The organism is Dokdonella sp. GW821-FHT11D02 (assembly GCF_058808595.1).
In genome coordinates, this window is sequence record NZ_CM179520.1 from 4795629 (window position 1) to 4808626 (window position 12998).

Genomic DNA, 12998 nt, shown 5'->3' on the forward strand with positions numbered 1-12998 from the left:
GTGCCGCGCCCAGGCGCGGTGCGCCTTCACTCGACGCGACAGAGCGCGGCCTTGAGGTAGCGCGATTCGGGCACGTGCGCCTGCCACGGATGATCCGGGCCCGCCCCGCTGACCTTCAGCACCTGCACCGTGCGGCCGGCGTAGAAGGCCGCGCGGCGCAGCATGTCGAGGAACTGCTCTTCGCTGACCAGGCCGGTGCACGAACAGGTCAGGAACATGCCGCCCGGCTTGACCGCGCCGAGCGCGAGCTTGTTCATGTCGAGGTATTTCTTCAGCGCCGGAATCACCTGCTCGCGATCGCGCGTCATCTTGGCCGGATCGAGCACGACCACGTCGAAGGGGTCCTGCTTGCCGTCGCGCAGCCAATGGAAGATGTCGGCCTGCACGAAGCGCACGCGCGCCTTGTTCAGGCGCGCATTCTTTTCCGCGATGCCGAGAATTTCCTCGTCGAGATCAACCCCGACCACCTCGTCCGCAGCACCGACCGTCTTCGCATACAAAGCGAAGCCGCCCGAATTGCAGCACAAATCCAGTACGCGCTTGCCGCTGCAGAATTCCGACAACAGCTTGCGGTTGTCGCGCTGATCGGCGAAGAAGCCGGTCTTGTGCTTGGTGCCCGGCGCGGCGTGAAAGCGCACGCCGTGCTCCTCGATCACGGTCGGCGTCGGCGCCACCGGGATGCCGCAATCGAAACTCTCCTGTTTCTGCACGTGTTCCTCGGCGAACCAGTACAAGTTCGCCGCGGGAAAGTGCTCGAGCAGGCAGCGCCGGATCAGATCGCGCTGACGGAACATGCCGGCCGAGAAGTACTCGATGACCAGGGTATCGGCGAAGCGATCGACGACCAGGCCGGACAAGCCGTCGCCCTCGGAATGGATCAGCCGATACGCGTCGGTGACGGCGTCGAGACCGAGCAGGTCGCGGCGCAGCGACACCGCGGCCGCGATACGGCGCGCGAAGAAGGCCTCGTCGACCGCTTCGTCCGGATCGGCCGTCAGCACGCGCAAGGCGATGCGCGAATGGCCATTGTAGAAACCGCGCCCGGCGAACGTGCCTTCGCGGTCGACGATGTCGACGATGGTGCCGGGCTTGGGTTTGACCGCAGGCTTCTCGACCATCTTCTGGAAAATCCAGGGATGGTTCGAGCGGCGTTCGGTCTTGAGCTGGATCAGGGGCAGCGCGCCCGCGGTGGGGTGATTCATCCGCACATGATAGCGAAGGGCTTGCGACGCCGTGCGCCGCGAGCGCGTCGATAGAGGAGATTGCGCGGACGCGAGTTCTCCCGAGATTGTGCGCCAAGCCCTATTGTCGAGCCCGCACTCGCGCGATCATCGGGATAGCCGCGCTTCGTGGCCTGTCGATTCACTGCGAATTCATCGCAACCGAACCATTCTCGCCCAACCTGACCTTGGGGAAACACCAATGCGAAACCTGACCACTCTGACGCTCGCGCTCGCAGCCGGCGTCGCTGCCGTTCCGGCTGTCGCTGACAGCAATCTGACGCCGCTTTCGCCCGAAGCGATCAAGGCCTACCACGCGAAAGTCGCGGCCGATGCGGTCGAGCGCAACAAGCGCGTGCGCGCGGCGGCGCCCGGCGAAAACGGCGTCGCTACGGCCAAGGCCGAAAAAGCCAGCACGTATCCGGGCACGCCGCACGCTAACGGCTTCCGTACGTATCCGCCGAGTTGCGCGGCCGATCCGCTGCCGGACTCGGTTAGCGGCCCAGTTCTTGCCCAAGCACGCGTGCCGCTGGTGGCAAAGGATGCTAATTCCCTTGAGTTGTTGGGCACGGAAAACGTCACATTGACGGTCTGGCGCTTGGCCTGCAGCAGCAGCGGTCAGTTGACACCGTACAACGGAGACGGCGGCAAGAATTCGCTGACCTTGGTCCGTTTCGAGCGAGACGGCAATGCGAGCCCTAACGTGCTAGTGACGTTCCCGTTCCTGATGGCTTCGCAGTCGGGCAGCGCGTTCGATGCCGCGAGCCGCGTACGTCCCGCGACCGAACCGAACACGGTCATCTCCGATACGGCTTATGACGCACCGATGCCCGACGTCGTGACGTACGCGTTGGAGAACTATCCCTACGTCGGTTCGCGCTCGTTCTTCTTCAATTATCCGTTCACGCTGCGCGTGGACCCGGGCCTCGACACCGTCTCGCCGGTCGATCTCGCGGTCGAAGGCTATCAGCCGATCCAGTCCGAATACCCCGACGCCTTCAATCCGCTGCCGTTCGACGGCTACGCCGCCGCGCAGTGGGTCGCCGACGGGCGGCCGGACGGTCTGCTGGTGCAGGTCAGCGAGCAGTGGACCGGCACGGGCGCCAACGCGACGTATTCGCGCCAGATCGTGTTCGATCTGTTGACGCGCGACCAGAACGGCAATCCGTTCTGGCTGGTCGGCAGCGCGCCGTTCACCGAGAACATGGTCAGCGTGAACTCCGACGTCTACTACCTCGGCAACGGCGGCGCGCAGCCGCGCTGGGGCAGCGCGACGTTCACCTTCCCGCACTGCAACCGCATGGAAATCAATTTCGCGCCGCTGGCGGGCCTGCCCTCGCCGGTGCCGAGCATCAGCGGAACGGTTCGCTACAACCGCCTGTTCGGCGAGAACGGCATGCTCTGCGAGTAAGACTGTGTCGCTGCTTCCCCCGGGGCCTTCCCGGGGGAAGCCTCCCGCCCCGGCGAAAGTGCGGACCCTGCTCCCGCTCAGACCGCCCGCTTCGGCCTTCGCGCATAGTGTGACGGGGTACCAAACCCCGGGTTTTCCCTAGTCCCGGCACCGACCATCCCGCGAGGTACAATCTTTCGGCGTTCGCGTCAAGAGCGCGCCGGAATCGCAGCGGAGTCGGACCATGACTGGGGTCACTAGGGCCGGGGGCGGAACCCCTCCTCCCACCGATTTGAATCGAAACGATCCGCCCACCGGACCAAGCGATCCGACGGGGACGGATACCGACGGCACGCAATCGACCGGAAATACCGAAGGTGGCGAGCCCGGTGCCCGGACTGGCGGCCCCGGCGACAGCGGCAATTTCGTCGTCGGTGGACAAGACCAGAAAGGCGGCAAGGGTGGCAACGGCGAGCATGGTGGCAACGGCGACCATGGCGACAATGGCAACCATGGAGGCGGCAATTGGAATGGCGGCCCGGACCGCGGCGGCTGGGGCAACTCCGACCACGGCGGCCAGAATTGGCCCGGATCGTTCGGTGGCGGCAACAACGTCGGCGGTAATGGCCAGCACGGCGGCGGCTTGATACCGGACTTGATCGGCGGTCTCGGTCAAACGGTGACCAACCTGTTGGGCGCTCTGTCCGGGCGAAACGGCGACGTGTCCCCCAACCCGTGGTCCTCTTCTCCCGATCAGTCACATTCGGGCAACGAAGGTTCCAACCGAACCGGCCAGCCGTTACCGAACGGTGCGGACCGGCCCAACCCCATCTCCGATCCGAACCCGATTCGCGCTCCGGGCGAATCGACGCCGCGGAACACCGAGGGCCTCACGCGCAACGACAGCCCGCAGGGGAACGGCGGCACTTCTTCCGCATCCGGCAATGCACCGGGCGGCTACAGCGGGCGCAGTACGGATGCGCCAACCGCAGCACAAGGTCAGGCTTATTCGGCCGCAGACCGGGCTGCGGATGCCGGGCGCAACGCCCCTCCAGGAAGCTCCGGCACCCCGACGACACAAATCGCAACGCCGCAGTCGACTCAATCGGCGCCGACTGCGCAAACTGCACAAGCAGCGCAGACTGCCCAGGCGGCGGCATTGCCTTCCGCGATGCAGGCACTGGTCGCGCAGACTCTGCTCGGCGGTCTCAGCAATCTGGCTGCCGGCCTCTCCTCGCCGCTGCAGAACGCGCAAGCACAGCTCGCCGCGGGTCTGCCGCTGACGCCGGAACAGAAAGCCTTGTTGCAGGGCTCGCTGTTTGCGCAGGCCGCCACCACGACGCAGCAGACGACCGCGCAAGACAAGCAGTTGCCGCTGCCGTCGCAGCAGCAGCAAACCGCGCGCTCGGAAGCCGAACTGCGCAATCTGCCGCAGCAGCTTCCGGCCGACGCGAAGCGCCAAGCGGAAACCCTCGACCGTTCACTGGCCAAACAGACCGCCGAAGCGCAACAGCAGCAGCAACCGGGCAAGACCTTGGCCGAAGCCAAGGCGGCCGCGGCTGAGGCCAAAGCTGCCGAAGCGCAGGCGCGCGCGGAGGCTAAGGCCTTGCGCGACGGCGCCGACAGCAAGGCGCGCGCGAACCTGACCGAGACGACCCGCCCAGTGATCGGCGAGAACAGCAAGCAGAACTCGCAGCTGAGCAACTCCGAACGGCGTCCGCTCGGCACGGCCGAGTCGCTGCGCAACGCACTGGATTGGGTCGGCCAGCAGGTGCGCGGTCTCGGCGCCGACGCCAAGACCGATTCGGAAGGCGTCACCGCGATGCGGGTCGTCGCCGGTTTGGTCGTCGCGGCCACGGTGGTGGGTGTTGCGATCGCCGTGCTGTATGCGATCCGGGTCGCGTTCGTCGTTCCCTGACGAGGGCGAGGGTCGGCGCGCTTGCCACGGCGCCTCCGCCCCGTTATCGTCGGTCGCATAGAAGGGGAGTAGCTCCCGCCGCCGCGATCGTCAGCACGAGCCGTAAGGCTCCGGTCCGGTGGGCAAGCTCTAGGGCTTGCGAGCGAGACCTTCGCCGATTACGGCGAAGGTGCGCCCTGCGAAAACGCAAAGGCCCCGTGCGCCGTCGGCTCACGGGGTTTTTTCTTTTCGGATGCCAGCATGAATACCATCGGAACTACCGGCTTGTGGACCGCCTTCGCGCTGATCGTCTTCGCCGCGCTGGTGGTCGATTTCCTGGTGCTGCGCAGCGGCGGCCCGCATCGAGTCTCTTTTCGCGAAGCGCTGATCTGGAGCCTGGCCTGGGTCGGCCTCGCGCTCGCGTTCAATCTCGGTCTTTGGTGGTGGCTCGACGGCCACGCCGGCCGCGCCGTGGCGAACGAGATCGGTCTCGAGTTTCTCACCGGCTACGTGGTGGAGAAATCGCTCGCGGTCGACAACATCTTCGTGTTCCTGATGATCTTCAACTACTTCGCGGTACCGCCCGAACAGCGCCAGCGCGCGTTGATGATCGGCGTGCTCGGCGCGATCGTGCTGCGCGCGATCCTGATCTTCATCGGCGCCGCGCTGGTCGCCAAGTTCCACTGGATCCTCTATCTCTTCGGCCTGTTCCTGATCGTCACCGGCATTAAGATGCTGCTCGCCGCGAACCAGGAACCGGATCTGGAATCCAATCCGATGCTGCGCTGGATGCGCAACCATCTGCCGCTGACCAAGGAATTCCGCGGCAGCGCGCTGCGCGTACTGGAGGGCGGCAAACGCCTGTACACGCCGCTGTTCGTGGTGATGGTGCTGATCGCGGTCACCGACGTGATCTTCGCCGTCGATTCGATTCCGGCCATCTTCGCCGTCACCGAAGACCCGTTCGTCGTGCTGACCTCGAACGTGTTCGCGGTGCTCGGCTTGCGCGCGATGTTCTTCCTGCTCGCCGGCGCCGCCGAGCGCTTCCATCTGCTCAGCTATGGCCTCGCGTCGGTGCTGCTGTTCATCGGCACGAAGATGCTGATCGCCGACCTCTACAAAATCCCGATCGGCATCGCGCTCGGCATCGTCGCGCTGCTGATCGGCGCCTCGATCGTCGCCAGCCTGCGCCTGCCGCCGCGGCGCGGCGCGCCTTGAGGCGGCGCACAGCGGGCCCCATGATGGCGGCATGGACTTCGCGCGCCCCGTACCGGAACCGACCGCCCTCGCCGTCGCCAACGATCGCGAGCGCGTGCGCTACGCCGTGCTCGGCGCGATGGCCCTGCTCGCCGGAATCTGGGTCGCCTGGCTGCTCGCTTGGCTGCTGGGCTGGTCGCTCGACGACCTCGGCGTACGGCCGCGCCATTTCGGCGGCTTGATCGGGATACTGACCGCGCCGTTCGCGCACGCGTCGTTCGATCATCTGATGTCCAACACCCTGCCGTTGGCCTTGATGGCGACGCTGACGCTGTATTGCTATCCGCGCGCCGCGCGGCTTGCGCTGCCGCTGATCTGGCTCGCCTCCGGCCTCGCCGTCTGGTTGTTCGCGCGCCCGTCCACGCACGTGGGCGCCAGCGGCATCGCGCACGGGCTGATGTTCTTCTTGTTCGTGATGGGCTTGTTGCGGCGCGACCGGCTCGCGGTGGTGGTGTCGCTGGTGGTGTTCTTCCTCTACGGCGGCATGTTGATGACGGTACTGCCGCGCGAGGCGAACATCAGCTTCGAGTACCACCTCGCCGGCGCAGTCGCCGGCGTGCTTGCGGCCGTGCTGCTGCGCGCGCGCGATCCGCTGCCGCCGCGCAAGCGCTATTCGTGGGAAGACGAAGACGTCGAACCGCTGCCGGATCAGGAATTGGAACCGCCGCGCGCGCACAACGTGCCGGTGCTGTGGCAGCGCGCGGCGCCTGAGGAAGAGCGCGGCCGCGTGATCGTGTTCCAGCCGCGGCCACGCGAAGATCGGCCGCCGACTCTGCATTGACGAGCCGCAGCGCGGCAGCGGCCGAACCGCGCTAAGCTTTGCGTCTGTCCATGAGCTGCAGCCGGGAATGGCCGCACTCGATACTCGCGATCAAGGACGAGCGCAAAGGAAAATTCGATGAACGCTACCGCTCCCCGCCGCGTCGAACACCAGCAGACCGACAAGGGCTACGTGCCGGTGTATACGACCGCCGTGGTCGAGCAGCCGTGGTCGAGCTATTCGCCGGCCGACCACACTACTTGGGCGACGTTGTTCGAGCGTCAGCGCGAAGTGTTGAAGGGCCGCGCTTGTCGCGAATTCCTCGACAACCAGCAGCGCTTCGGCATGACGCCGGACGCGATTCCTCGCTTCGAGGAACTCAACGCGGTGCTGGCCAAGGCCACCGGCTGGGAGCTGATCGGCGTCGAAGGCCTGTTGCCGGAGCTGACCTTCTTCGATCATCTCGCCAACCGCCGCTTCCCGGTGACTTGGTGGATTCGCAAGCCCGAGCAGATCGACTACATCGCCGAACCGGATCTCTTCCACGACCTGTTCGGTCATGTGCCGCTGCTGCTCAATCCGGTCTTCGCCGACTACATGCAGGCCTACGGGCGCGGCGGCGTCAAAGCGCACGGCATCGGCGCCGAGGCGCTGGTCAATCTGACCCGGCTGTACTGGTACACGGTCGAGTTCGGCCTGATCCGCCAGGACGGTGCGCTGCGCATCTACGGCTCGGGCATCGTGTCCTCCAAGGGCGAGTCGATCCATTGCCTCGAATCGGCCGCACCCAACCGCATCGGTTTCGATCTCGCGCGCATCATGCGCACGCGCTATCGCATCGATACGTATCAGAAGACCTATTTCGTGATCGACAGCTTCGATCAGCTGATCGAAGCGACGCGCCCCGACTTCACTCCGATCTACGCCGAACTTGCCGCGCAGGAATCGATCCCGGCGGGCGAAGTGCTCGCGAGTGACGGCGTATTCCAGCGCGGCAACGGCGAAGGCTGGTCGCGCGAAGGCGACGTCTGAGGCAGCGCCTCGGCCGCCCGCTCAATCGGCGCTCGGCAGCACCATCAACAGACCGATGCCGAGCACGATGCGATAGATCGCGAACGGCGTGAAGCGATGCGCGCGGATGTAGCCGAGCAGCCACTTCACCGCGACGAAAGCGGTCACCAGCGAAACGACGAAGGCGAGGCCGATCGCGCTCCAGTCTTCGTGCGCGCCGCCGCCGTTCTTGAACGACTTCAATAGCTCGTAGGCGCTCGCCGCGAACATGGTCGGGATGCCGACCAGGAACGCGAATTCGGTCGCCGCCGCGCGATTGCTGGCGCCGGCCAACAAGGCGACGAAGATCGTCGCCGCCGAGCGCGAGGTGCCGGGGAAGATCGCCGCCACCACCTGAGCGAGTCCGACCAGGATCGCGACGCGCCAGGTGATGACGCTGCGCTCGGGCTGCTTCGCGGCGAACCATTCGGCGACGATCATCCAGACGCCGCCGATGATCAGCGCCCACGCCACCGGCGCCACCGATTCGGGCAATTTGAACCCAAGCCGAGTGGCCAGAAATCCGAGCACCGCGGTGATCAGGAACGCGAGCGTGAGCTTCAGCGCGTAGTCGCGGTTGTCGGCCTGCCCCAAGCCGGTCGCGAGACGCCAAAGCCGTTCGCGATAGATCAGCACCACTGCCAGGATCGCGCCGGCCTGGATCACGACGTTGAACAGATCGGAGCGGCGTCCGAGCCAGTGTTCGGCGATCAATAAATGGCCGGTGCTGGAGATCGGCAGGAATTCGGTGATGCCTTCGATCAGGCCGAGCAGGATCGGAATCAGGATGTCGTTCATCGGGAAAGTCGAAAGCAGGAAGTGGGCGGGCGAGCGGAGGGTTCGCTCCGAGTTTGTGCAAAACACGAAGTGATTTGCACCATTCTTGTGCTTGCGTGAGCCAAGCGTCGATCCTAAGAGGCTGATTTATCGTGGGATGCGCTTGAAAAGCGCTTGGCACATACCTTGCTCAAACTGCCGTACCACACTCTTCGAGATCGTCATGTCCGCAACGAAAGTCCTGCAACTGATCAAGGAAAACGACGTCGAGTTCGTCGACCTGCGCTTCGCCGACATGCTCGGCAAGCAGCATCACGTGACTTTCCCGGCGCATGCGATCGACGAATCGGTATTCGAAGACGGCAAGATGTTCGACGGCTCCTCGATCGCCGGCTGGAAAGGCATCAACGAGTCCGACATGGTGCTCTTGCCCGATCCGGACACCGCGATCATCGACCCGTTCATGGCCGACAAGACCGTACTCCTGCAATGCGACGTGCTCGAGCCGAGCACGATGCAGGCTTACGCCCGCGATCCGCGCTCGGTCGCCAAACGCGCCGAAGCGTACCTGAAGTCGACCGGCATCGCCGACACCGCGTTCTTCGGCCCGGAACCGGAATTCTTCATCTTCGACTCGGTGCGTTTCCGCAACGACATGGGCCACGTGTTCTACGAAATCGGCTCTGAAGAAGCGGCGTGGTCTTCGGGCAAGTCGTTCGAAGGCGGCAACTCCGGCCATCGCGGCGGCATCAAGGGCGGCTACTTCCCGGTGCCACCGGTGGACACCTTCCAGGACCTGCGTAGCGAAATGTGCAAGGTGCTCGAAGCAGTCGGCCAAGTCGTCGAAGTGCACCATCACGAGGTCGCCAACGCCGGCCAGTGCGAAATCGGCACGCGCTTCAATACGCTGGTGAAGAAGGCCGACGAGCTGATCACGATGAAGTACGTGGTCAAGAACGTCGCGCACCAGAACGGCAAGACCGTGACCTTCATGCCCAAGCCGATCGTCGGCGACAACGGCTCGGGCATGCACGTGCATCAGTCGTTGGCGAAGAACGGCCAGAACCTGTTCGCCGGCGATCTCTACGGCGGCCTGTCGCAGACCGCGCTGTACTACATCGGCGGCATCTTCAAGCACGCGCGCGCGATCAACGCGTTCGCCAATTCGGCGACCAACAGCTACAAGCGCCTGGTGCCGGGCTTCGAAGCGCCGGTCATGCTCGCCTACTCGGCGCGCAACCGTTCGGCCAGCTGCCGCATTCCGTTCGTGCACAGCCCCAAGGGTCGTCGCATCGAAGTGCGCTTCCCGGATCCGGTCAACACCGGCTACCTGACCTTCAGCGCGCTGATGATGGCCGGCCTCGACGGCATCTTGAACAAGATCGATCCCGGCGCGCCGGCCGACAAGGATCTGTACGACCTGCCGCCGGAAGAAGAGAAGAACATCCCGACCGTCTGCCACTCGCTCGATCAGGCGCTCGAAGCGCTGGACAAGGATCGCGGCTTCCTCAAGGCGGGCGGCGTGTTCAGCGACGACTTCATCGACGGTTACATCGATCTGAAGATGCAGGAAGTCACGCGTTTCCGCGCGGCGACGCATCCGCTCGAGTACCAGATGTACTACGCGGTCTGAATCAAGGCGCCGCCCTCCGTGACGGAGGGCGGCGCACGATGCGGGGGCGGTGCCGACGGGACGCCGCCACAAGCCGCATCGAGCTGGCATCGTTCGAATAACCAACTAACGCATTAGTTGGATGGACCACTGCGGCCGCGACACCTGGCGCGGCGAACGTCACAGAGAGGAAACGAGGCGGCACGATCGATCGAACATCCGGACATCCGTCGCGAACGATTCGCGATGCACGGGAGGGGCGCCGGTTGCGGGCGCCGACCGCGGGAAGCGGCGATGAAGGGGCGGTACAGCCCCAGGAAGCATCGCGCAGGAGCATTCGTCCGCGCCGCGGCAGCGGCGGCGCGGCCATCCGCCCCGATCCGGAGATCCCGCATGAAAGGCAGGCTTGTCATGTTCGCCATCGCAATCGCGCTATCCGCTCACGCCCAGGCCGAGGACGACCCTGGCCCGGTCCTGAGCGGCAACATCGGTCTGGTCAGCGATTACTTGTTCCGCGGCTTGTCGCAGACCGGCCAAGAGCCGGCCCTGCAAGGCGGCGTCGAATACGGCCGCGCCGACGGCTGGTACGTCGGCGCGTGGGGTAGCAACGTCAGTTGGCTGTCGGACTATTCCAAACTCGGCCTCGACGTCTCCAACAGCCTCGAAATCGATCTCTACGCCGGCTGGCGCGTGCCTTTGGATGCCGATTGGAAGCTCGATCTCGGCGTCTACACCTACTACTACCCCGGCGACTATCCGCGCGGATTCACCCGCCCCTATACGACCGAAGGCTACGTCGGCATCGGCTGGCGCTTCGTCTCGCTGAAGTACTCGCACTCCTTCACCAATCTGTTCGGCTTCTACGATTCCAAGCAGAGCGGCTACCTCGACCTCTCCGCCAACTGGGAATTCACGCCGGGCTGGCTGCTCAACGCGCACGTCGGCCGCCAGCGTGTGCGCAACAACGGCGCCGCCGACTACACCGATTGGAAGCTCGGCGTGACGCGCAACTTCGCCAACGGCATCGCCGTGGCGCTCGGCTACTACGACACCAATGCGGACGAGTTCGCCTACACCAACGGGTACGACGAATTCCTCGGCCGCCGCACCGGCGTACTCAGCGTATCGAAAACCTTCTAGTCGAAATGGCAGCCATGGACGGCTGCTCGTTGATTCTCGCGGTCGCCACGAACGCACAAATCTCAGGAGGATTCGCATGAAACTGATCACCGCCATCATCCGGCCGTTCAAACTCGACGACGTACGCGACGCGCTGTCGCAAGCGGGCGTCACCGGCATCACCGTCACGGAAGTGAAGGGCTACGGCCGGCAGAAGGGCCACACCGAGCTGTATCGCGGCGCCGAATACGTCGTCGATTTCGTACCGAAGATCAAGATCGAAACCGCCGTGCCCGACGATCGCGTCGAGGTCATCGTCGAAGCGATCACCGAATCCGCGCGCACCGACAAGGTCGGCGACGGCAAGATTTTCGTGACCCAGCTCGATCACACCGTGCGCATCCGTACCGGTGAGATCGGCGACGACGCGCTCTGAAGGGGACCGCCGATGAAAAACCGACTCTTTCTTCTCACTGTCTTCGCCTCCCACGCCCTCTTTCCCACGCTCGCTTTGGCGCAAGCCGCGGCCGCGCCGATTCCGAACAAGGGTGACACCGCCTGGATGCTGACCTCGACCGCGCTGGTGCTCTTGATGAGCGTGCCGGCGCTCGCGTTGTTCTACGGCGGCCTAGTTCGCAGTAAGAACATGCTGTCGGTGCTGATGCAGGTGTTCGTGGTGTTCTCCCTGATCAGCGTGCTCTGGTGCGTGTACGGCTACAGCATCGCGTTCACCGAGGGCAATGCGTTCTTCGGCGGCTTCTCGCGTTTGTTCCTGCACGGCGCGGTCGATCCGGCCAGCGGCAGCTTCGCTCTCGCGGCGACGTTCTCCAAGGGCACGCCGATGTACGAGATCGTCTTCGTCGCATTCCAGGCCACCTTCGCCGCGATCACCTGCTGCCTGATCCTCGGTTCGCTGGTCGAGCGCATCCGCTTCTCCGCCGTTCTGGTGTTCATGCTGATCTGGTTCACCTTCAGCTACCTGCCGATCGCGCACATGGTCTGGTTCTGGTCCGGGCCCGACGCCTATGTCGACGCCTCGAAGGTCGACGCGCTGAATGCGACCGCCGGTCTGATCTGGCAATGGGGCGCGCTCGATTTCGCCGGCGGCACCGTCGTGCACATCAACGCCGGCGTCGCCGGTCTGGTCGGCGCGTTTCTGGTCGGCAAGCGCATCGGCTACGGCCGCGAGGCGCTGCGTCCGCACAGCCTGACGATGACGATGATCGGCGCTTCATTGCTTTGGTTCGGCTGGTTCGGATTCAACGCGGGTTCCGCGCTGGAAGCGAACGCATCGGCTGCGCTGGCCTTCCTCAACACCTATCTCGCCACCGCCTGCGCCGTGCTGTCGTGGATCTTGGCCGAGTGGATCTTCAAGGGTAAACCGTCCATGCTCGGCGCCGCTTCCGGTGCAGTCGCCGGCCTCGTCGCGATCACGCCGGCAGCCGGCAACGTCGGCATTCCCGGCGCGTTCGCGATCGGTCTCGCCGCCGGCGTGATCTGCTTGTGGGGCGTGACCGGCTTGAAGCGCTTGCTCAAGGCCGACGATTCGCTCGACGTGTTCGGCGTGCATGCGGTCGGCGGCATCAGCGGCGCGCTGTTGACCGGCGTGTTCAATTCGCCCGCGCTCGGCGGTCCTGGCATGACCGTCGATTGGGTCGCCGGCACGATCGGCTATCCCGGCATCGCCACGCAGTTGCTGGTCCAAGCCAAGGCGGTCGGCCTCACCATCGTGTGGAGCGCCGTCGTCGCCTTCGTCGCCTACAAGGTCGCCGATGTCCTGGTCGGCCTGCGCGTCGGCGAGGAGCAGGAGCGCGAGGGTTTGGACATCACCTCTCACGGCGAATCGGCTTACGACCACTGAAACGCGGACGCCGGCGAGGCCGTTCGGCTCGCCGGCGCTTTGCTAAGCTCGCGCG

Annotated in this window: 11 protein-coding genes; 9 read left to right on the forward strand and 2 right to left on the reverse strand. The window is 65.0% G+C overall.

Annotated features, from left to right (window positions below):
* Positions 1-26: 26 nt before the first annotated feature.
* Positions 27-1202, reverse strand: coding sequence for a class I SAM-dependent rRNA methyltransferase (locus AC3QL3_RS20310; protein WP_492895930.1), 1176 nt, complete (start codon positions 1200-1202; stop codon positions 27-29).
* A gap of 220 nt (positions 1203-1422) precedes the next feature.
* On the opposite strand from AC3QL3_RS20310, the gene AC3QL3_RS20315 reads away from it, so the two are divergent.
* From AC3QL3_RS20315 to phhA, 5 genes are all read left to right on the forward strand, one after another.
* Positions 1423-2631 (forward strand): hypothetical protein, encoded by a 1209-nt coding sequence (locus AC3QL3_RS20315; RefSeq protein ID WP_492895931.1) that lies wholly within the window; start codon positions 1423-1425, stop codon positions 2629-2631.
* A gap of 223 nt (positions 2632-2854) precedes the next feature.
* Positions 2855-4528 carry a hypothetical protein gene (locus AC3QL3_RS20320; RefSeq protein ID WP_492895932.1) on the forward strand — a complete coding sequence of 558 codons (1674 nt, stop codon included), beginning with the start codon at positions 2855-2857 and terminating at the stop codon, positions 4526-4528.
* A gap of 240 nt (positions 4529-4768) precedes the next feature.
* The gene (locus AC3QL3_RS20325) at positions 4769-5725 is read left to right on the forward strand and encodes a TerC family protein (RefSeq protein WP_492895933.1); all 957 of its coding nucleotides are present in this window, start codon (positions 4769-4771) and stop codon (positions 5723-5725) included.
* A 31-nt stretch (positions 5726-5756) separates the two neighbouring features.
* The gene (locus AC3QL3_RS20330) at positions 5757-6545 is read left to right on the forward strand and encodes a rhomboid family intramembrane serine protease (protein WP_492895934.1); all 789 of its coding nucleotides are present in this window, start codon (positions 5757-5759) and stop codon (positions 6543-6545) included.
* A 117-nt stretch (positions 6546-6662) separates the two neighbouring features.
* A complete protein-coding gene (gene phhA, locus AC3QL3_RS20335) occupies positions 6663-7556 on the forward strand; it encodes a phenylalanine 4-monooxygenase (protein ID WP_492895935.1) in 894 nt (297 codons plus the stop codon).
* A 21-nt stretch (positions 7557-7577) separates the two neighbouring features.
* Here phhA and AC3QL3_RS20340 read toward each other — a convergent pair whose 3' ends face one another.
* Positions 7578-8372 carry an undecaprenyl-diphosphate phosphatase gene (locus tag AC3QL3_RS20340; protein ID WP_492895936.1) on the reverse strand — a complete coding sequence of 265 codons (795 nt, stop codon included), beginning with the start codon at positions 8370-8372 and terminating at the stop codon, positions 7578-7580.
* 202 nt (positions 8373-8574) lie between these two features.
* On the opposite strand from AC3QL3_RS20340, the gene glnA reads away from it, so the two are divergent.
* From glnA to AC3QL3_RS20360, 4 genes are all read left to right on the forward strand, one after another.
* Entirely contained in the window at positions 8575-9984 is a 1410-nt protein-coding gene (gene glnA, locus AC3QL3_RS20345) for a type I glutamate--ammonia ligase (protein ID WP_492895937.1), read from the forward strand.
* A 372-nt stretch (positions 9985-10356) separates the two neighbouring features.
* Positions 10357-11103: a TorF family putative porin gene (locus tag AC3QL3_RS20350; RefSeq protein WP_492895938.1), complete on the forward strand. Its 747-nt coding sequence runs from the start codon at positions 10357-10359 to the stop codon at positions 11101-11103.
* 76 nt (positions 11104-11179) lie between these two features.
* Positions 11180-11518 (forward strand): P-II family nitrogen regulator, encoded by a 339-nt coding sequence (locus AC3QL3_RS20355; protein ID WP_492895939.1) that lies wholly within the window; start codon positions 11180-11182, stop codon positions 11516-11518.
* A 12-nt stretch (positions 11519-11530) separates the two neighbouring features.
* Entirely contained in the window at positions 11531-12943 is a 1413-nt protein-coding gene (locus tag AC3QL3_RS20360) for an ammonium transporter (protein WP_492895940.1), read from the forward strand.
* The last annotated feature ends 55 nt before the right edge of the window (positions 12944-12998 follow it).

Excerpts from the sequence above, each read along its gene's own strand:
- AC3QL3_RS20310 (WP_492895930.1), bottom strand. The coding sequence starts at position 1,202 with ATGAATCACCCCACCGCGGGCGCGCTGCCCCTGATCCAGCTCAAGACC.
- AC3QL3_RS20315 (WP_492895931.1), top strand. The coding sequence starts at position 1,423 with ATGCGAAACCTGACCACTCTGACGCTCGCGCTCGCAGCCGGCGTCGCT.
- AC3QL3_RS20320 (WP_492895932.1), top strand. The coding sequence starts at position 2,855 with ATGACTGGGGTCACTAGGGCCGGGGGCGGAACCCCTCCTCCCACCGAT.
- AC3QL3_RS20325 (WP_492895933.1), top strand. The coding sequence starts at position 4,769 with ATGAATACCATCGGAACTACCGGCTTGTGGACCGCCTTCGCGCTGATC.
- AC3QL3_RS20330 (WP_492895934.1), top strand. The coding sequence starts at position 5,757 with ATGGACTTCGCGCGCCCCGTACCGGAACCGACCGCCCTCGCCGTCGCC.
- phhA (WP_492895935.1), top strand. The coding sequence starts at position 6,663 with ATGAACGCTACCGCTCCCCGCCGCGTCGAACACCAGCAGACCGACAAG.
- AC3QL3_RS20340 (WP_492895936.1), bottom strand. The coding sequence starts at position 8,372 with ATGAACGACATCCTGATTCCGATCCTGCTCGGCCTGATCGAAGGCATC.
- glnA (WP_492895937.1), top strand. The coding sequence starts at position 8,575 with ATGTCCGCAACGAAAGTCCTGCAACTGATCAAGGAAAACGACGTCGAG.
- AC3QL3_RS20350 (WP_492895938.1), top strand. The coding sequence starts at position 10,357 with ATGAAAGGCAGGCTTGTCATGTTCGCCATCGCAATCGCGCTATCCGCT.
- AC3QL3_RS20355 (WP_492895939.1), top strand. The coding sequence starts at position 11,180 with ATGAAACTGATCACCGCCATCATCCGGCCGTTCAAACTCGACGACGTA.
- AC3QL3_RS20360 (WP_492895940.1), top strand. The coding sequence starts at position 11,531 with ATGAAAAACCGACTCTTTCTTCTCACTGTCTTCGCCTCCCACGCCCTC.